We start from the raw sequence: 17,288 nt of genomic DNA, 5'->3' as shown, positions 1-17,288 counted from the left end.
TCGTCTGTGAGCTCTCAGGCGGCAGACGATTGATGCAGAAGGTGATAGCTATGAGCGGCAATCATGCGATCTTCATCGGTAGGGATGCAGAGGATCTCGGTGGGACTGTCGGGCTGGGAGATTCGTCTTTGCCCGGCCTGATTGGCGGCGCGGTCCAAAACAAATCCCAGGCTAGCGAGGGGCATGCAGATCAGCTCGCGTACCAGCGCGGCATGCTCGCCGATACCGCCCGTAAAAATCAAGCGATCCGCACCTCCCAGGACCGCCAGAAAGCTGCCGATCATCTTGCGCACGCTGTAGGCAAAGGCATCGATGGCGAAAGCTGCGTGTGGCTCTTTGTCCCGGGCCGCCAGCAGGACCTGCATGTCGCCACTGGTACCAGATAGACCCAAGAGACCCGAGAGATGGTTGAGAACGCGTTCGAGCTGATTGGCGGTGTAGCCCTTTTCTTCGAGGAGAAAAAGAAGTACCCCGGGGTCGAGATCGCCGCAACGGGTCCCCATGACTACGCCGCCCGTGGGGCTGAGCCCCATACTGGTATCCACGCACACACCGTCCCGCACTGCCGCCAGACTGGCGCCATTGCCCAGGTGGGCGATGATGCTCCGTCCGGATTTGTCGATCTGCGTGCAGATGTATTCGTAAGAGAGTCCGTGAAAGCCATACTTCCGTATCCCTTCCTGCCACAGATTGCGGGGCAGGGAATAGCGCGCCGCCAGTTCCGGAATGCTGCGATGAAAGGCGGTGTCGAAGCAGGCAAACTGCGGGGTTTGCGGCCAATGCTTACTGGCCGCCTCCATGACGGCGATCTCGGCAGGAAGATGTAATGGGGCAAAGCGCAGGGATGCCCGGAGAATTTGTAACACCTGGGCGTCGATGATGCAGTGCTCACGCAGCTCCGGCCCACCGGAAACGACACGGTGCCCAATGGCGGCGAGCTGCTGTAAGCCCAGCTCCTGAAAACAGTCCAGCAGAGCACGCAGGGCGCCGGAATGATCGGGAAAAACGGCATTGCGATCGATGTTGGCATTATTCGCCCGCCACCACAGCCGGCCGACACTCTGGCCAATCCGCTCAATCGCGCCTTCTCCCGCCCTTTGCCCGAACTCGCCGCTATATTCGTAAAGAGCAAATTTGAGGGAAGATGAGCCGCTATTCAGAGCGAGAACCAGTTCAGCCATGCGCGCTTCTCAGGTATCCAGCCAGGCTGGATTGGCGATGCGCTCGCGAAGGCGCTGCAGAAAGCGGGCGGCATCGGCGCCAAAGATCACTCGGTGGTCACAACTCAAGGTACAGTCACCGCTGCCATCGGCCTGGGTTGCCGCTACCGCCAAGATGGCTGCAGCACCGAGAGGGACGATGGCGTCGAAGCTTTGCACCACGTCAAAGACCCCGAGATTGGAAAGGTAGAAAGTACCCCCCCGATAATCCTCGGGAGCCAAGCGACCTCTTTTGATCTTGCCAAGTAGAATGCGCCAGTCTTCCGCCAGTTCCTTGAGCGGACGCCGGGCCGCATCACGCAGGACCGGCGTCAGCAGGGCATCGCCGGTATCCACGGCAATCGCCACATCCACCCGTTCGCGCTTTGCCAGTCCCCGCGGCGTCCAGAGATGGTTGAACCAGGGGTCTTCAGCGACCGTCAGGGCACATGCGCGTGCCAGAACGAGGGTGAAACTCTGTTTCGCGGCTTTGGCCTGCGCTTGCAGCGTGCTGATGGGCAGGCGTGCGCTAATCTGAAAGGCCGGCGTCTGCACGGCAGACTGCATATTCCGGGCCGCCGCGGCACGTACTTCGGCGAGGCGCTCGATCTGGTAGTTCGGGCCGGCACTGAGATCTGGCAGCGGGCCGCGCAGTGCCGCCGCCAGCACGCGAGGGCTGTCGATGGGGCCGGTGCCCAAAGTGCTCAGGTCTATTCCCAGTTCCTGAGCCAGAGCACGGGCATACGGGCTAGCAAGAACGCCATCTGACACTGTGTGTGGGGGGTAAGGCTCGGCCACAGTAGTGGTCGAGACCGTCTCTTGCGCGGCTGCATGCGGCGCTGTTTCGTGAGAACTCTCCGGAACGGGCGGCGCAGGGTTGGCGGCTTGGGCGCCGGTGCCAGGGGCTGCAGTCTTGCTCGAAGACGCGGTGTCTAGCTCCTCTCTGCTATCCACCAGCCAGGCGATCACCGAGCGCACCGGGATATCCGTATCCACTGGCGCCAGTGGGCCAGCCAGGAAGCCATCCTGGAAGGCCTCCACATCCAGTATCGCCTTGTCGGTTTCGACTTCGGCGAGGGCATCTCCCTTATTTACCGCATCGCCGACGGCCTTGTTCCAGCGAACCAAGCGTCCAGTCTGCATGGTATCCGACAGGACGGGCATAATGACTTCCTGTTTCATGCGTTTGCTCCTGACATTTGGACGAGGTCTCTGGCTGCCTGACAGGTCCGCTCGACATTGGGGATAGTGGCGGACTCCAGCTCCGCGGCAAAGGGCGTGGGAAGATCGAGACCGGCTGTGCGTTGGATGGGGCGGTCCAGAAAATAGAAACAGCGCTCTTGCATAGTCGCAACGATTTCAGCGCCGGCACCGGCAAAGCGGCAATCTTCTTCCAAGACCAAAGCACGATGGGTCCTGGCAATCGACTGCACACAGGGCTCCCAGTCAACGGGAGAGAGACTGCGGAGATCGATGACCTCCATTTCGATGCCATCCCTTGCGAGCTCCTCCGCCGCCGCCAAGGCTACTTCCACCATACGCGAATAGGCGATACAAGTCAGATCGCGTCCCGGACGACGGATCACTGCTGCATGTATGGGTAAGGGACTACCACTCGTTACCACTTCTCCTTTGCGGAAGTACAGGAGTTCGTGTTCGAGGACGATGATCGGGTCATCTGAGCGGATGGCCTGCCGAAGTTGCCAGTAGGCATCCTGAGGAGTTGCAGGAACGACGATACGCAGGCCGGGAACATTCATCAGGGTATGTTCGAGGCGCTGCGAGTGCTGTGCCCCCAACTGTTTGGCGACCCCGCCTGGCATTCGCACCGTCAAGGCCATGGGAAACTGACCACCAGACATGAACGGGATCTTGCTCGCCATATTGACCAAAGCATCGAGGGCGAGGAGGGCGAAATTGATGGTCATGATCTCCACCACTGGCCGCAGTCCCAACATCGCAGCGCCGACACCGAGTCCGGTAAAGCTGTTTTCAGAGATCGGGGTATCGCGCACCCGCCACTCGCCATACTTGGCCAGGAGCCCTTCGCTGACGCGATAGGTGCCCCCATAGAGGCCGACATCCTCACCCAAGAGAAACACCTTATCGTCCTGCGCCATCTCTTCGTCCAGGGCGCGGTTCAGGGCCTGCCAGTACAGCAACTCCGTCATGCTACACCCCTCCCAAAGAAATTCTCGAAGCGATGGTTTTTCTGAAAGATTGCCTGCGCCTCCGTAAGGCTTGGCATTGGCGCAGCCTGCGCGTCGGCGAGGGCCGTCCGCATTTCCGCGGCGATTTCTTCCTGCAGCTGTCGCAGTCCCTCACTACTGAGATGACCAGCGGCACAGCATTGCTCTTGAAATTGTCGTACGCAATCACCTGCGGGACAATTGGCCTGGGTGAACAACTCGCCTTCCAGTTCCTTGATGGGATCTTGGCTTTGATAGGCTTGTACCTCGCTGGCCGGGCGATATGCGCCAGGATCGGCCATGGAATGGCCGCGGTAGCGGTAGGTCTCGAACTCGAGAAACTGCGGACCCTGACCAGCGCGAATGAGTGCCAGGGCCTGCTCGGCGGCCTGCTGCACCGCAAGGACGTCCATGCCATTGATCCGCTCGGCAGGGATATTGTAGGCGCAGGCGCGGCGATAGACCTCAACCACAGCAGAGTGGCGATGGATTTCCGTACCGATCTGATAGTGATTGTTTTCGCAGACAAAAAGGATGGGTAGACGCCATAGGGCTGCCATGTTCAGGGATTCATGGAAGGTTCCTTGATTGACCGCACCGTCGCCAAAGAAGCAAATGACTGCCTCGGGTAGCTGACGATAGGCGACGGCATAGCCAGCCCCCAGGGCAATGGGAAAGGTCTCACCGACTATGGCGTAGCCCCCGAGAAAGCGCCTCTGCGCATCGAAGAGGTGCATGGAACCGCCCATTCCCCCGCTTACTCCGGTCTTTTTCCCAAGGAGTTCTGCGAGAATGGCCGCCGCCGGAATGCCACGCAGGAGGGCGTGTACGTGCTCGCGGTAGGTGCTGACGATATAGTCACCGGGTTCGGCGCAACTGAGCACTCCGGCTGCCACTGCCTCCTCCCCAGGGTAGAGATGTAAAAAACCTGCAATCCTGCCAGCGGCGTACTCTTCTGCCGCGGTCTCCTCCAGGGCGCGGGCGCGTAGCATCTGGCGCAGCAAAAAAACGGGATCCGCACTATGCATGGCCCGCCTCCGGGAGAAACTCATCGAGAGCCTTGGTAAGCGGCACCAAATACATCAGGGCCGGACCACCATGCATGAGCACTGCCTGGAAGGCAGCACTCATGATCTCATCGCGGCTCGCGCCCGCCTTGACGGCACCATGCACATGCAGGGCGATACACCACTCGCATTGTGCTGCGACGGCCAACCCCACATTGATCAGTTCCTTTTGCGCCTTGCTCAGTGCCGGACTGCCTTCCGCTTTTCCCATAAAGGCGAGAAAGCTATTGATTTCTGAAGGATATTGCTCCTTGAGACGTTGGGTGAGTTCTTCAATTTGCGTGATGCGATCCTGCATTTCCGGCATGACGACCTCCCTGAACCATTGGCAATTCCGATCTTGCCCTCGGAATTTAGCGTAGACAGTCTATCGGGAATGGGCAAGTCTCTTTTTACAGCTCGGCATGCAGGAGCAGGCTGCGCCCCGTCATCGCTGCAGGTTTCTCCACTCCCAACAGATCCAGTATGGTAGGCGCGACGTCGGCCAAACCAGCACCAATGCCGAGGCGCGCTCCGGGCTCGCCCAGCAGCAAGAAGGGCACCGGGTAGACGGTATGCTGGGTGTGCGGCTCGCCACTGACGGGGTCGACCATTTCATCGCAGTTACCATGATCGGCGGTGAGAATGACCCGATACCCGTGCGCCAAGGCCACCTGCGTAACCCGATGAAATTGCAGGTCCAAGGTCTCGACGGCGCGGAGGATGGCGGGAATCTTGGCGGTATGGCCGACCATGTCGCCATTGGCGAAATTGACCAATACAAAAGCGTAGTTGTCCGACCGTAATGCGGCCATGACGCGATCCGCCACTGCCGGCGCGCTCATCTCCGGTTGCAGGTCATAAGTGGCGACGGCGGGGGAGGGGATGATCTCACGCTCCTCCAGAGGGAAAACCTCCTCGCGGCCGCCATTGAAGAAATAGGTCACATGAGCGTACTTTTCAGTTTCTGCACAGTGGAACTGTGCCAAGCCGGCATCGGCAAGGACCTCTGCCAACACCTGCGTGGGGATTTCGGTCGGAAACAATACCGGTAGATCGAAGCTCTCGTCATAGGCGGTCATGCAGGTACTGATACGCGCGCTTTCACTGCCGCGATCAAACTCGGCAAAATGGGGCAGGGCGATAGCGGCACAGAGCTGGCGCATGCGGTCGGAGCGGAAGTTGAAGAAAAGCACCGGATCATCGGCGGCAATGCGCGCCTTTTGCGGATCGCCAATCACCGTGGGTTGAATGAACTCATCCCCGCCATCTCGTTGCCAGCCCGCCTGCACAGCACTCATGGCATCCTCTGCCGATTGCCCATCACCCAACAGCATGGCTCGCCAAGCCTTTTCCGTGCGCTCCCAGTGCCGAGCCCGGTCCATGGCATAGTAGCGGCCGGACAAAGTAGCGATACGGCCCGTGCCGAGCTGCTGCAAGGCCTCCTGCAGGCGCTTCACGAAGCGATCGGCGCTGCGCGGGGGCGTATCTCGACCATCGCTGATGAAATGAACGACCGGTTCCATACCGGCCCGCACCAACAAGGGCAGCATTGCCAAGAGATGCTCGATATGCGAATGCACGCCGCCATCGGAGACCATGCCGATCAGATGAATGCGTTTGCTTTTCTGCAGTATTTTCTGCCAGTTGGGCAACTGCTCCAAGCTGCCATCGGCAATGGCATCAGCAATGCGCAGCAGATCCTGTTTGAGGATGCGTCCGGAACCCAGGGTCAGGTGCCCCACCTCGGAATTACCAAACTGCCCATCCGGCAAGCCCACCGCCCGCCCGGAGGCCTGCAGGGCACTGTGCGGGTTGCTGGCAAAGTAATGATCGAGATGTGGGGTCCGCGCCTGCGCCCAGCCATTGAAGGCGCGATTGGGGTTGAGCCCAAAGCCATCAAAAATCACCAGCAGAACCTTTTTATCGGGCATCCCGAGCTCCTCATCCAGCAAAAAATTGACCTTATCGATGCAGAGATTTCTCCAGCTCCAGAACCTGACGGGTAGTGGAAAGAATGGTATCCGGATTGAGGCTAATGGAATCAATGCCCAGCCGTACCAGAAATTCCGCCATTTCCGGATAATCCGAGGGCGCCTGGCCACAGAGACCGGAGTGGATGTGGTTACGCCGGCAGCCATCTATGGCCTGTTGGATGAGCACCTTCACCGCGGGATCGCGCTCGTCGTAGTCGAAGGCAACAATGGCGGAGTCCCGATCGACCCCTAGCGCAAGCTGGGTCAGGTCGTTGCTGCCAATGGAAAAGCCATCGAAGCGTTTGGCAAAGTCATCGATCAGTAAGACGTTGCTGGGTACTTCACACATGGCGTAGACCTGCAAACCATTTTCGCCCCGACGTAGGCCAAATTCGGCCATCTTTGCCAACACGGCGTCGGCCTCCTCTACCCGGCGGACGAAAGGCAGCATGACGATGACATTGTCCAGCCCCATTTCCTCACGCACGCGCAGAATCGCGCGACATTCGAGGCGAAATCCCTCTTCATAATTGGGGTGGGCGTAACGCGAGGCACCGCGGAAACCCAACATGGGATTGGCCTCTTCGGGCTCAAAATCCGTACCGCCGATCAGCGCGGCATACTCGTTGCTTTTGAAGTCCGAGGTACGCAGCACGACGGGCTTCGGGTAAAAGGCGGCGGCAATGGTCCCGACCCCCTCGGACAGACGTTGCACGAAATATTCTTCCGGGCTCGAATATTCGGCGGTCAGTCGCTTGATCTCCCGACGCACCTGCGCGTCACTGAGCCGTTCGGGGTGTAGCAGAGCCAAGGGATGGACCTTGATGGCATTGGCAATGATGAATTCCATCCGCGCCAGTCCGACACCATCATTGGGCAAGGCCTGCAATTGAAAGGCCAGCTCAGGGTCACCCAGATTCATCATGATTTCCGTTTTGGGCCGGGGCAATCCGGACAGATCAGTTTCCACCACCTCAAAATGCAGGGCGTCAGCATAGACATTGCCAACTTCCCCCTCCGCGCAGGAGATGGTTACCGGCTTTCCATCTGGGATCTTGCTCATGGCGTGCTCAGCACCCACCACTGCCGGAATGCCCAATTCCCGCGCGATGATGGCAGCATGACAGGTACGGCCACCACGCTCGGTGACAATACCGGCGGCAAGTTTCATCACCGGCTCCCAATCGGGAGTGGTGTTATCGGCCACCAGAATTTCCCCTGGCTGGAAGAAATGCAGTTCCCCCAAAGTCGCAATGTGTCGCGCCTGACCCGCAGCGATCTTACTCCCTACGGCGCGGCCGCTGACGAGTACCGTGCCCCGCTCGCGCAGATAATATTCCTGCAACACCGTGCCCTTGCGCTGGGAGGCGACGGTCTCCGGGCGCGCCTGCACGACGTACAGTTGACCGTCTTCGCCGTCCTTGGCCCACTCCATATCCATGGGGCGCTCTTCACCGATCGCCTTGCTGTAGTGTTCTTCAATCTGGATGGCGTAGCCGGCGAGGGTGAGAACATCTTCGTCCGCCAAGGAAAAGCGCTGCTGTTCAGCGGCCGTGGTCGCGATATTACGCACCCCATGACGGGTGCTGTCGGCAGCGTAGACCATTTTGAGTTTTTTGCTACCGAGAACACGCCGCAGCACCGCCCGCTTTCCCCGCCGAAATCCGGACTTGAAGACATAGAATTCGTCGGGGTTGACCGATCCCTGCACGACGTTTTCTCCCAGTCCGTACGAGGAGGTAATGAAAATGACATCGCGAAAACCGGTTTCCGTATCAAGAGAGAACATCACCCCACTGCTCGCGAGGTCCGAGCGCACCATTTTCATGACACCAATGGAGAGCGCGACCTGAAAGTGGTCGAAGCCCTCGTCGATACGATAATGGATGGCGCGATCGGTGAAGAGGCTGGCAAAACAGCGCCGGCAGGCGTCGAGTAGATCCGCTTCACCACTGACGTTGAGAAAGGTATCCTGCTGACCGGCGAAACTCGCGGTGGGCAGGTCTTCAGCAGTGGCAGAGGAGCGGATGGCGAGCGAGAGGTTTTCGCCATATTCGTCGCGCAGGCGGGCGTAGGCGGCGAGAATCTCGTCCTGCAGTTGCTCGGGCAACTCCAGACTGTAAATCAGCTCCCGCGCTGCCTTGCCGCGTCGCGCAAGATCCTCGACCTCATGCGCCTGTAAGCCGTCGAGGATTTCGTGTAGCCTGGGCCAAGCCCGGTGGTGGTCGAGCAGATCCCGGTAAGCGTGGGCGGTAATGGCGAAGCCGTTGGGTACCCGTACCCCCAGCGGGCGCAGGGCCCGATACATTTCCCCGAGGGAAGCGTTCTTCCCGCCCACTAGAGCGATGTCATCGATCCCGATTTCGGCAAAGAAGCGGATGTATTCCACGGTAGGCCCCTCCAAAACGGACATGCTCCTTTGAAGATAGACCCCACCCCTGGCTACCGCAAGCGCGACTCCGTCGACAGCGGATAGTCGGACGTATTGAGCGGGCCAGTTTCCGACCAACTTCGTCGCAGTTCGGGAAGAGGCCGCTGCAGCAATCTTTCGAGCCGCGTCATTTCCGGCTGGAAACGCTCGATCAACCAGTCTCGGGCTTGCGGATCCATGGCAGGTTTTTTCTCCTCCCGCAAGAAAAGGTTGCGCCAGATATATTCCCCCCAGCGTTGCGGAAAAAAAATATTCGCCAATGGTCCGGCTGACAGGATTTCCAGCCAGTCGCCGGGCCCAGTTGCCGCGGGGGCGAGCGTAGTGATTATGCGCCCGACGGAAATCGATCCGCTGCAACGGCAAGGGGGAAATTTGCAGAAATTCTGCCAGATTATGGAGAACCTGCAGCGGCTTGCGTTGCAGATCCTCTAACAGAAGAATTTTCACCTGATCACGGTCAAATAGCGAAAAATAGCGCTGAATCTGATCATGGTACAAACCTAGCTCGACATATAACTGGGATACGCCCCAACCTTTGTCTGGACGCGTCCAGTCCCGTTGCAAGGCGAGATAAAAGTCGAGATCGGTAACCCCCTCATTGAAATCCATCAGATATTGCGCATAGGCCCGCTGTACCGGATCACGCAGGATGATGATGATCTTGCTGTCAGGACAATATTGCGCGATCTCTTGCGCAGCGATTTCCGACCACAGGTAGGAAGGGCTGGCATCGCCCCGATAAGTCACCCCGCCAGCATCTTGGTACAGACGCAGGTAACGCTCTTCGGAATCGATATAACGAATACAGTGACGTTGCTCCGGAACCGGATGCGGATGCGTGAAATAATGCGGCTCTTTCATCTCCGGAAAATAGATCTCAGGATGCTGCTTGAGATACGCCCATAGGGAGGTAGTACCACTTTTTACCGCACCTACGATAAAGAGATTAGGCCAGTTTTGCATCTTACTCATTTTCTGATGTATGAAACGGGAATCCGGCGTGGCGCAGGGTTTGCGCCAGGATGCTGGGAGAAAGATTGCTCGGCAGCGGACCCAAGCGCAAACGATAGGCCCAAGATCCATGATCAATGCCGGGGGCGATCTGGGTTTTCGCGATACCGGCGCGCTGCATCTTTTCCCACAGCACTTGCGCCACACGGGCGCTGGAATATGCCGCGGACCAAAGATAATGCTGGTCAGATGTCACTGGCAATTCTGGTACCGAGGCATCCGCGGCGGCAGCCAAGCCTGTCACCTCGATCGGGGTCGCAGCGAAGATGTCCAATGCCCGTGCTGCGCCAGACCCCAACTGCAGCAAGCCAAAACTGCCCGACGGGCTCTTTTCGTCGATCAGCACCGCTACGCGGCGATGATTGGTAAGATTTTCAACCAGCGCACAAGAGGGGGAGGGAAGCACGCTACTGGCAGCCGTCAGCTCCTTTTCCGAGCTGGCTTGCATTCCCGATCCGTCGTCCTGCCAAGCAAGCCAGGTCGCCATGCCCCGAAGTGACGGAGGGGTGATGGCAATGGAATTGGTCAATTGACAATCGCTTTGCAGGATTGGGGTGTTGGCCATGGCAAGGGGTGTATAGACCAGCAGAAGTGCTATCGCCGGGCGCAACACGGACACTACAGCGCTCCCTTGCCAAACATGGCGCGGAGGGTAGCGAGGTAAATCTGCGGCAAGCGCTCCAGATCCGCGAGCGCCACATGCTCGTCGATTTTGTGGATACTGGCATTGCAGGGGCCAAGCTCCACCACCTCGCCGCCCAGCCGGGCAATGAAGCGGCCATCGGAGGTACCGCCGCCGGTGGACAGCTTTGCCGGCCGTCCCATGACCTCGGTGATGCCCGTTTGCACCGCATCCAATAACTTGCCCGGCGCGGTATAAAATGGCGGCCCGGAGAACTGCCAGTCGAGCTCGTAGCGGAGTTGGTAACGATCCAGAATCTCCTGTACGGCCGCCTGCAGGCCTTCCACAGTGGATGCTGGCGAAAAGCGGAAATTGAATTGCAGTTCGAGTACACCGGGAATGACATTGGTAGCTCCGGTGCCAGAATGAATATTCGAGATCTGCAGGCGCGTCGGAGGAAAGTCGGGGCTACCGGCATCCCATTCGCGCCCGACGATCTCCTGCAAAGCTGGCAAGGCCCGATGAATGGGGTTTTCCGCCTTCTCCGGGTAGGCTACATGGCCCTGCACACCCAGGATACGTAGGCTGGCATTGAGAGAGCCACGGCGGCCATTCTTGACCACATCGGCCAGACTCTCCTCGGAAGAAGGCTCGCCCACCAAGCAGTAGTCGATGCGTTGCCCACGGGTCCGAAGTTGCTCGACCACGTGGCGGGTGCCATGGGTAGCCACGCCCTCCTCATCGGAGGTGATCAGAAAAGCGATGCGCCCCCGATGCTTGGGCGACTCGCGCAGGAAATCCTCGACTGCCACCAGCATTGCCGCAAGGCTACCCTTCATGTCGGCAGCCCCCCGACCATAAAGCTTGCCATCGCGGATACTCGGCACAAAGGGATCGCTGTGCCAGGCATCGAGCGGTCCGGGCGGGACGACATCGGTGTGCCCAGCAAAGCAAAATAACGGACCATCGTCACCGTGTAGCGCCCAGAAATTCTCCACGCCGCCGGCAGGCATACGCTCGATGGCAAATCCGAGTTCTCGGAGCTTTGCGATCATCCACTCCTGACAACCTGCATCCGCCGGCGTTACCGAGCGGCGCGCAATCAGTTCCCGGCTATATTCGAGAACACGCATCAGAGATCGCGCAGGATTTCGTTGATGCCGACCTTGCCCAAGGTTTTGGCATCGACCTTTTTGACGATCACGGCACAGTAGAGGCTGTAGCTGCCGTCCTTGGCGGGGAGGTTGCCGGACACTACCACCGAGCCGGCGGGGACCCGGCCGTAGCTGATCTCTCCCGTGCTGCGATCGAAGATCCGGGTGCTGGCACCCAAAAACACCCCCATGGAAATCACCGAGCCCTCCTCGACGACCACTCCTTCCACCACTTCGGAGCGGGCGCCAATGAAGCAATTGTCCTCGATGATGGTGGGATTGGCCTGGAGTGGCTCCAGCACGCCGCCAATACCGACGCCACCGGAAAGATGTACGTTCTTGCCGATCTGCGCGCAGGAGCCAACCGTTGCCCAGGTATCAACCATCGTACCCTCATCGACATAGGCGCCGATGTTGACGAAGGAGGGCATAAGCACGCAATTGCGGCCAATGAACGCACCCTTGCGCACGGTAGCCGGGGGTACCACACGGAAGCCGCCGGTGCGGAAGTCGTTACTGTTATAATCGCTGAACTTGCCCGGCACCTTGTCGTAGTACTGCGTCTCACCGCCATTCATGCGGAAATTGTCCTGCAAACGAAAGGAGAGCAGCACAGCCTTCTTGATCCACTGATGCGTGTGCCACTGCCCATTGATCTTTTCGGCCACGCGCAGCACGCCCTTGTCCAGCCCCTCGAGTACTTGGTGTACGGCCTCGCGCAATTCAACGAGCGCCTGTTTAGGAGAGATTTCAGCCCGTTGTTCCCAGGCGGTATCGATGATTTCCTGTAATGCAGTCACGAGAGGATTCCTTTGTCGATCAAGAGGTTTTTAGAAATTCACGGATTCTGTTCAGTCCCTCACGGCAAATATCCAGAGGGCCAACCAAGGCAATGCGCACGCGGTCGGCGCCGGGATGGACACCGTGCGCCGTGCGCGCCAGATAGCTGCCGGGCAGGCAGCGCACATGCTGTGCTGCGTAGAGGTCACGAGTAAAGGCCTCGTCATCGCCAACCTGCAGCCAGAGATAAAAGCCCCCATCCGGGCGCTCGATGGGGCGGATATCTCCCAGGATTTCCGCCGCCGCCGCAAATTTCTCCGAGTAGTCTTTGCGCATGGCTGCAACGTGTTTTTCGTCGTCCCAGGCAGCTGCCGATGCGGCTTGAATGAAGGGCGGCATGGCATTGCCGAGGTAGGTGCGATAGAGACGGAAAGCCGCCAACAGATCTGCGTCACCGGCGATGAAACCGCTACGCGCCCCGGGGACGCTGGAGCGCTTGGAAAGGCTGTGAAATGCCAAAACGTTGGCCAAAGAGCCACTGCGGGCTGCGGCGCTCAGCACTCCGGCCGGAGGCCCCGCGAAGTAAATCTCGCTGTAGCATTCATCTGCCGCCAGAATGAAATCGTATTGCCGGGCCGTGGCAATCAGGAAATCCCAATCTTCTCCTTGCAAGGCAGCCCCGGTGGGATTGTGCGGGCTGTTCACATAAAGTAGGGCACAACGCTGCCAGATCTCCGGTGTTACTGCCCGGTAGTCCGGTTGGCCGCTTGCCTCGCAATTGAGATAGTACGGCTGCGCTCCGGCGAGGATCGCCGCCCCCTCGTAGATCTGATAGAACGGATTGGGCAACAGGATCAGATCCTTGCCTGAGCTGACATCCACCAGTGCCTGAGCAGCGCTGAACAGCGCCTCGCGACTGCCGTTGGCAGGCAAGACGTGCTTTTCGGGATCGAGGAAGCCTGCAGACAGGGCGAAACGTCGGGATGCCCAGGCGACAATCGCCTCGCGCAAGGTGTCCGAGCCAAGGACTTTGGGGTACTCCGCAAGCCCATGCAGATGCTCGATGATGCTCTCCACTACCAAGGCGGGGGCGGGATGCCGTGGTTCGCCGATGGAAAAGTCGATCAGGGACAGTGCCGGCGGATGTATACCGGCCAGTAAATCGCGAAGACGTTCAAAGGGGTAGGCTTGCAGTGACGACAGTCGCGGGTTCATTTTACAATCGCCTCCCCATCAGCGCGTCACGGGATCTGAGTGAATATGGTTCATCCGCAAAATTCTGGGCCAAGCAGGCAGCGCTGACAAGTGTCCCACGGTCCCTCACGACATTCTGTAGAGCTATTGCCGGTTTTAAGTCTGGTTTTGGGCGCTGGCTTATGGGGCACCTACTGGTGGCCCTTGCGCTTTTTTACCGCGCAGGGCTTTGGCGGTCCATGGTTGATTGCCATGACCTACCTGTTTCTGGCAGGAGGAGGAAGTCTCCTGGCGGGATGGCGGGGCGCCCAGAAAATCCAGCGCGGCGATTGGCAAAGTCTGGTCTGGCTGGCATTGTTCGGTGGCTGGACCAATGTGGCGTTCATGATGGCCCTGTTTCACGGGCAAGTCGTCATTGTCCTGTTACTCTTCTACCTGTCGCCCGTCTGGGCGGTTTTGCTTGCCCGCATCTTTCTGCACGAAGCGATCGGTTGGCGCGGTGCCTTGGCCGTGTTCCTCGCGGTATTCGGCACTGTCCTGGTGGTGGTACAGGGAAATGTGAATCTGCGCGCGGCAGGATTGCTCACGCTGTTTTTTGCGGTGAGCAGTGGCTTTGCCTTTGCCGTGAGCAATGTGGTGCTGCGTGCTGCCCCCGCGACATCCGATCTGCTTCGCGCCGTCGCCATCTGGTGGGGCTGCGCCATCATTGCACTGGCCTTTGCTGGCAATGAGGCATGGCCAGCCGCATTCCACTGGCCGGTGCTGTTCATTCCCCTTTTTGCCTGGTTCTGGGTCGGTTTCGCCACTGCCGCCACCATTTACGGGGTCAGCCGTTTACCGATCCGCATTTCGGCAGTGATTATGCCGATCGAGGTCATCGTGGGTGCCGTCTCTGCCTGGATCTGGGCAAATCAGTCCATGAGCCTCATCGAAATCATGGGAGCGGCGCTGATACTATCCGCCTCTCTGGTGCAGTTAATTGGCCAGAAGGCGAGCACGTAAGTCATCGACGTCGGCGAGAACCGCGTTGGCTCCCCAGGTGCTCGGCGGATCCAACTCCTGCCAATAGCCCCAGGCGGCAGCCCAGGCGCAGCAACCTGCCGCTCGCCCAGCTTCGATGTCACGGCGATCATCGCCCAGGAACACGGCTGCCTCGGCATGGATACCGAGATGCCGCAGCGCATACTGCACGGGTAGGGGCGACGGCTTGGGCTGCTCGGTGGTGTCGCCCCCAACCACGATGGCGGGAGGATAGGGCAGGGCGAGGGTGGCCAACAAATCATGAGTCAATTCCTCGCTTTTGTTGGTGACGATGGCCCAGGGAGTTTGCTCTTTCGAGAGATACCGGAGAATTTCCGGAATTCCAGGAAACAGGACACTATCGCGATGCGCCCGGGCGCGATACAGACGTAAAAAATCCAGCCGCAACTGAGCATAGTCGGGATCAGCAGGGCCGATGTCAAAAGCCGCCCCGAGCAACCCCGGCGCCCCGTGAGAGGCCATCCGACGGAGTGTGGCGAAGGCTGGAACCGGCAGGTTTCGCTCCCGCGCCAGATCCTGCACAGCACCGACCAGATCCGGCGCAGTGTCCACCAGGGTACCATCGAGATCAAAGAGCAGGGCCTGCCAGCGCATCATCCAGGCTTCTGACAATGACAAAGATAATTGACGCTCACATCACCGGTCAGCCGCGCCGTGCGCCGCCAGGGATCGTAATGCATACCCTGCAAGTCGCGCAGACGCAGCCCACCGTCGCGAACCATGTCCAGCAACTCGCTAGGCCGTAGAAATTTTTCATAGTCATGGGTGCCACGTGGCAACAGACCCAAGAGATATTCCGCACCAACAATGGCATAGAGATAACTTTTCGGGTTACGGTTGAGGGTAGAGAAAAATGCATCCCCACCCGCTTTCACGAGCTTCGCGCAGGCGGCAATGATCGCCGCGGGATCCGGAACATGTTCGAGCATCTCCATACAGGTCACGACATCGAAGCTCTCGGGCTCGGCCGCCGCGAGATCCTCCACGGCGACGCTTCGATACTGAATTTCGACTCCCTGTTCCGCAGCATGCTGCTTACCCGCCCGAAGCGCGTCCTCGGCCAGATCGATACCCAGCACCTGCGCGCCTTGCCGGGCCATCGATTCGCTCAGGATACCGGCACCACAGCCGACATCCAGAACGCGCTTGCCGCACAATCCTCCGGGTACTTTTTCGTTGATATAGTGCAGACGCACCGGATTGATTTCATGCAGAGTGTGCAAGGGACCCTGACTGTCCCACCAAGTATTTGCGAGAGACTGAAACTTGTCGATCTCCGCTGGATCCAGATTGCTCATCAACGATTCTCCCGTGCAATGCGCAGAGCCCAATCCTGTGCTTCCCGACCCAGTTCGGCAGCATCCCAATGCAGGGCCAGACCATCCCGGATCTTTTGCTCACCCGCAACCCAGACGTTGCGCACCTGGTCGCGACCGGCACAGTAAACGAGCTGCGAGACAGGGTCATAGACCGGGCTGGTGGCAGGATGATCGAGGCTCACCGCAATGCAGTCGGCCGCTTTGCCGACCTCCAGGCTACCAATTTCTTCTTCCCAACCCAGAGCCCGCGCTCCCCCCAGAGTCGCCATGTACAGCGCCTGCGTGGCAGGCAGGGCAGTGGGATCGCCTTCCCGCCCTTTGGCCAGAAGGGCTGCCATGCGCAACTCGCCAAGCATGTCGAGATCATTGTTGCTTGCCGCGCCATCGGTACCCAGGCCAACCCCCTGGCCTTGCGCCAGGAGAGAGGCGATGGGCGCAATCCCGGAACCGAGTTTGAGATTGGATTCCGGGCAGTGCGCAATCTGCAAGGCGGTCTCTTTGCAGATGGCCAGGTCATCTTCGTTCAACTGGGTCATGTGTACGGCAAGAAACCGCTCATTCAGCAAGCCCAAATCGTGCAGGCGCCGTAGTGGACGGCGGTCATCTCGCGCCAAGGCATCGCGCACTTCTCCGGCTGTTTCATGCACATGCATATGCAGAAAGCTTCCACTCTCGCGTGCCAACGCAGCAGCTTCGCGCAAAGGCCCATCACTCACCGTATACGGTGCGTGCGGCGCGATACTGTGCCGCAGCAGCGCGGGGTTGCCTAGGCTCGTGATTTGCAGGGCGGCCAGACGCAGGGCATCTTCGGCATTGCGGGTGTACGTCGTGGGGAAGTCGATGATGACGTGGCCGAGGACCAGGCGCATGCCCATCTCTTGCGCGACTTCCGCCGCATCCTGCGGGAAAAAATACATATCATTGAAGCAGGTAGTTCCGCCGCGCAGCATCTCGGCAATGGCCAGGCGAGTGCCAGCACGCACGAACTCTGGGGCGACGAAGCGCCCCTCGGCTGGCCAAATGTGCTCCTGCAGCCAGACCATCAACGGCAAGTCATCGGCCAAGCCGCGCAAGAGCGTCATTGCCGCATGAGTGTGAACATTCACAAAGCCTGGCAGCAAAACCTGGCCGGGGAGAGGTATGGACTGCGCCGCGGGGAACTGCTCCCGCAACACAGAATGGGGACCTGTCGCGACAATTCTGCCATCCTGAATGGCCATGCCATGGGCGGGAAGGGCGCCATCCGGAACGATCGGAATCAGCCACTCTGGCAGCAGCAGTTCTACGTCAGAAAGCGCTTTCATCGTCACGAAATACCTCGGAAAT

General features: G+C 59.3%; 15 protein-coding genes. 1 reads left to right on the top strand and 14 read right to left on the bottom strand.

What is annotated here, in order from left to right; genetic code table 11:
* Positions 1-14 precede the first annotated feature (14 nt).
* The 11 genes from ORD17_RS10810 to dapC all read right to left on the bottom strand — a co-directional run bounded on the left by ORD17_RS10810 (position 15) and on the right by dapC (position 13,623).
* Positions 15-1,181: an acetate/propionate family kinase gene (locus ORD17_RS10810; protein WP_308388515.1), complete on the bottom strand. Its 1,167-nt coding sequence runs from the start codon at positions 1,179-1,181 to the stop codon at positions 15-17.
* Positions 1,182-1,190: 9 nt separating this feature from the next.
* Positions 1,191-2,381, bottom strand: a complete 1,191-nt coding sequence (locus ORD17_RS10805) for a dihydrolipoamide acetyltransferase family protein (RefSeq protein ID WP_308388514.1) — start codon at positions 2,379-2,381, stop codon at positions 1,191-1,193.
* The gene (locus ORD17_RS10800) at positions 2,378-3,370 is read right to left on the bottom strand and encodes an alpha-ketoacid dehydrogenase subunit beta (RefSeq protein WP_308388513.1); all 993 of its coding nucleotides are present in this window, start codon (positions 3,368-3,370) and stop codon (positions 2,378-2,380) included. The genes ORD17_RS10805 and ORD17_RS10800 overlap by 4 nt, the downstream gene beginning before the upstream one ends.
* Positions 3,367-4,416 (bottom strand): thiamine pyrophosphate-dependent enzyme, encoded by a 1,050-nt coding sequence (locus ORD17_RS10795; protein WP_308388512.1) that lies wholly within the window; start codon positions 4,414-4,416, stop codon positions 3,367-3,369. Before ORD17_RS10795 ends, ORD17_RS10800 begins: the two co-directional genes overlap by 4 nt.
* Complete coding sequence (locus tag ORD17_RS10790) at positions 4,409-4,762, bottom strand: carboxymuconolactone decarboxylase family protein (protein ID WP_308388511.1); 354 nt, start codon at positions 4,760-4,762, stop codon at positions 4,409-4,411. The genes ORD17_RS10795 and ORD17_RS10790 overlap by 8 nt, the downstream gene beginning before the upstream one ends.
* A gap of 85 nt (positions 4,763-4,847) precedes the next feature.
* Positions 4,848-6,368 (bottom strand): 2,3-bisphosphoglycerate-independent phosphoglycerate mutase, encoded by a 1,521-nt coding sequence (gene gpmI / locus ORD17_RS10785; RefSeq protein WP_308388510.1) that lies wholly within the window; start codon positions 6,366-6,368, stop codon positions 4,848-4,850.
* 31 nt (positions 6,369-6,399) lie between these two features.
* Positions 6,400-9,804 carry a phosphoenolpyruvate synthase gene (gene ppsA / locus ORD17_RS10780; protein WP_308388509.1) on the bottom strand — a complete coding sequence of 1,135 codons (3,405 nt, stop codon included), beginning with the start codon at positions 9,802-9,804 and terminating at the stop codon, positions 6,400-6,402.
* Between the two features lies 1 nt (position 9,805).
* Positions 9,806-10,471: a hypothetical protein gene (locus ORD17_RS10775; RefSeq protein WP_308388508.1), complete on the bottom strand. Its 666-nt coding sequence runs from the start codon at positions 10,469-10,471 to the stop codon at positions 9,806-9,808.
* Entirely contained in the window at positions 10,471-11,607 is a 1,137-nt protein-coding gene (gene dapE / locus ORD17_RS10770; RefSeq protein WP_308388507.1) for a succinyl-diaminopimelate desuccinylase, read from the bottom strand. The genes ORD17_RS10775 and dapE overlap by 1 nt, the downstream gene beginning before the upstream one ends.
* The gene (gene dapD / locus ORD17_RS10765; protein ID WP_308388506.1) at positions 11,607-12,428 is read right to left on the bottom strand and encodes a 2,3,4,5-tetrahydropyridine-2,6-dicarboxylate N-succinyltransferase; all 822 of its coding nucleotides are present in this window, start codon (positions 12,426-12,428) and stop codon (positions 11,607-11,609) included. The genes dapE and dapD overlap by 1 nt, the downstream gene beginning before the upstream one ends.
* 19 nt (positions 12,429-12,447) lie before the next feature.
* Positions 12,448-13,623: a succinyldiaminopimelate transaminase gene (gene dapC, locus ORD17_RS10760; RefSeq protein WP_308388505.1), complete on the bottom strand. Its 1,176-nt coding sequence runs from the start codon at positions 13,621-13,623 to the stop codon at positions 12,448-12,450.
* Between the two features lie 90 nt (positions 13,624-13,713).
* On the opposite strand from dapC, the gene ORD17_RS10755 reads away from it, so the two are divergent.
* Positions 13,714-14,604 (top strand): DMT family transporter, encoded by an 891-nt coding sequence (locus ORD17_RS10755; protein WP_308388504.1) that lies wholly within the window; start codon positions 13,714-13,716, stop codon positions 14,602-14,604.
* Here ORD17_RS10755 and ORD17_RS10750 read toward each other — a convergent pair.
* Genes ORD17_RS10750 through ORD17_RS10740 form a run of 3 tightly spaced genes read right to left on the bottom strand, consistent with a single transcriptional unit; the run spans position 14,578 to position 17,266 of the window.
* A complete protein-coding gene (locus tag ORD17_RS10750) occupies positions 14,578-15,240 on the bottom strand; it encodes an HAD-IA family hydrolase (RefSeq protein WP_308388503.1) in 663 nt (220 codons plus the stop codon). The genes ORD17_RS10755 and ORD17_RS10750 overlap by 27 nt on opposite strands.
* Entirely contained in the window at positions 15,237-15,941 is a 705-nt protein-coding gene (ubiG, locus tag ORD17_RS10745) for a bifunctional 2-polyprenyl-6-hydroxyphenol methylase/3-demethylubiquinol 3-O-methyltransferase UbiG (RefSeq protein ID WP_308388502.1), read from the bottom strand. Before ubiG ends, ORD17_RS10750 begins: the two co-directional genes overlap by 4 nt.
* Positions 15,941-17,266, bottom strand: a complete 1,326-nt coding sequence (locus ORD17_RS10740) for a TRZ/ATZ family hydrolase (RefSeq protein ID WP_308388501.1) — start codon at positions 17,264-17,266, stop codon at positions 15,941-15,943. The genes ubiG and ORD17_RS10740 overlap by 1 nt, the downstream gene beginning before the upstream one ends.
* Between the last annotated feature and the right edge of the window lie 22 nt (positions 17,267-17,288).

This window comes from Acidithiobacillus sp. AMEEHan, from assembly GCF_030996345.1.
GTDB lineage: Bacteria > Pseudomonadota > Gammaproteobacteria > Acidithiobacillales > Acidithiobacillaceae > Igneacidithiobacillus.
Note: the sequence above shows the minus strand (reverse complement) of the source record. Positions and strands in the feature narration are given on the sequence as shown.

What these genes read in the sequence shown, in the direction of transcription:
- ORD17_RS10810 (WP_308388515.1), bottom strand. Translation starts at nt 1,181, where the DNA reads ATGGCTGAACTGGTTCTCGCTCTGAATAGCGGCTCATCTTCCCTCAAA.
- ORD17_RS10800 (WP_308388513.1), bottom strand. Translation starts at nt 3,370, where the DNA reads ATGACGGAGTTGCTGTACTGGCAGGCCCTGAACCGCGCCCTGGACGAA.
- dapE (WP_308388507.1), bottom strand. Translation starts at nt 11,607, where the DNA reads ATGCGTGTTCTCGAATATAGCCGGGAACTGATTGCGCGCCGCTCGGTA.
- ORD17_RS10805 (WP_308388514.1), bottom strand. Translation starts at nt 2,381, where the DNA reads ATGAAACAGGAAGTCATTATGCCCGTCCTGTCGGATACCATGCAGACT.
- gpmI (WP_308388510.1), bottom strand. Translation starts at nt 6,368, where the DNA reads ATGCCCGATAAAAAGGTTCTGCTGGTGATTTTTGATGGCTTTGGGCTC.
- ORD17_RS10750 (WP_308388503.1), bottom strand. Translation starts at nt 15,240, where the DNA reads ATGATGCGCTGGCAGGCCCTGCTCTTTGATCTCGATGGTACCCTGGTG.
- ubiG (WP_308388502.1), bottom strand. Translation starts at nt 15,941, where the DNA reads ATGAGCAATCTGGATCCAGCGGAGATCGACAAGTTTCAGTCTCTCGCA.
- ORD17_RS10740 (WP_308388501.1), bottom strand. Translation starts at nt 17,266, where the DNA reads ATGAAAGCGCTTTCTGACGTAGAACTGCTGCTGCCAGAGTGGCTGATT.
- ppsA (WP_308388509.1), bottom strand. Translation starts at nt 9,804, where the DNA reads ATGCAAAACTGGCCTAATCTCTTTATCGTAGGTGCGGTAAAAAGTGGT.
- ORD17_RS10795 (WP_308388512.1), bottom strand. Translation starts at nt 4,416, where the DNA reads ATGCATAGTGCGGATCCCGTTTTTTTGCTGCGCCAGATGCTACGCGCC.
- ORD17_RS10790 (WP_308388511.1), bottom strand. Translation starts at nt 4,762, where the DNA reads ATGCCGGAAATGCAGGATCGCATCACGCAAATTGAAGAACTCACCCAA.
- dapC (WP_308388505.1), bottom strand. Translation starts at nt 13,623, where the DNA reads ATGAACCCGCGACTGTCGTCACTGCAAGCCTACCCCTTTGAACGTCTT.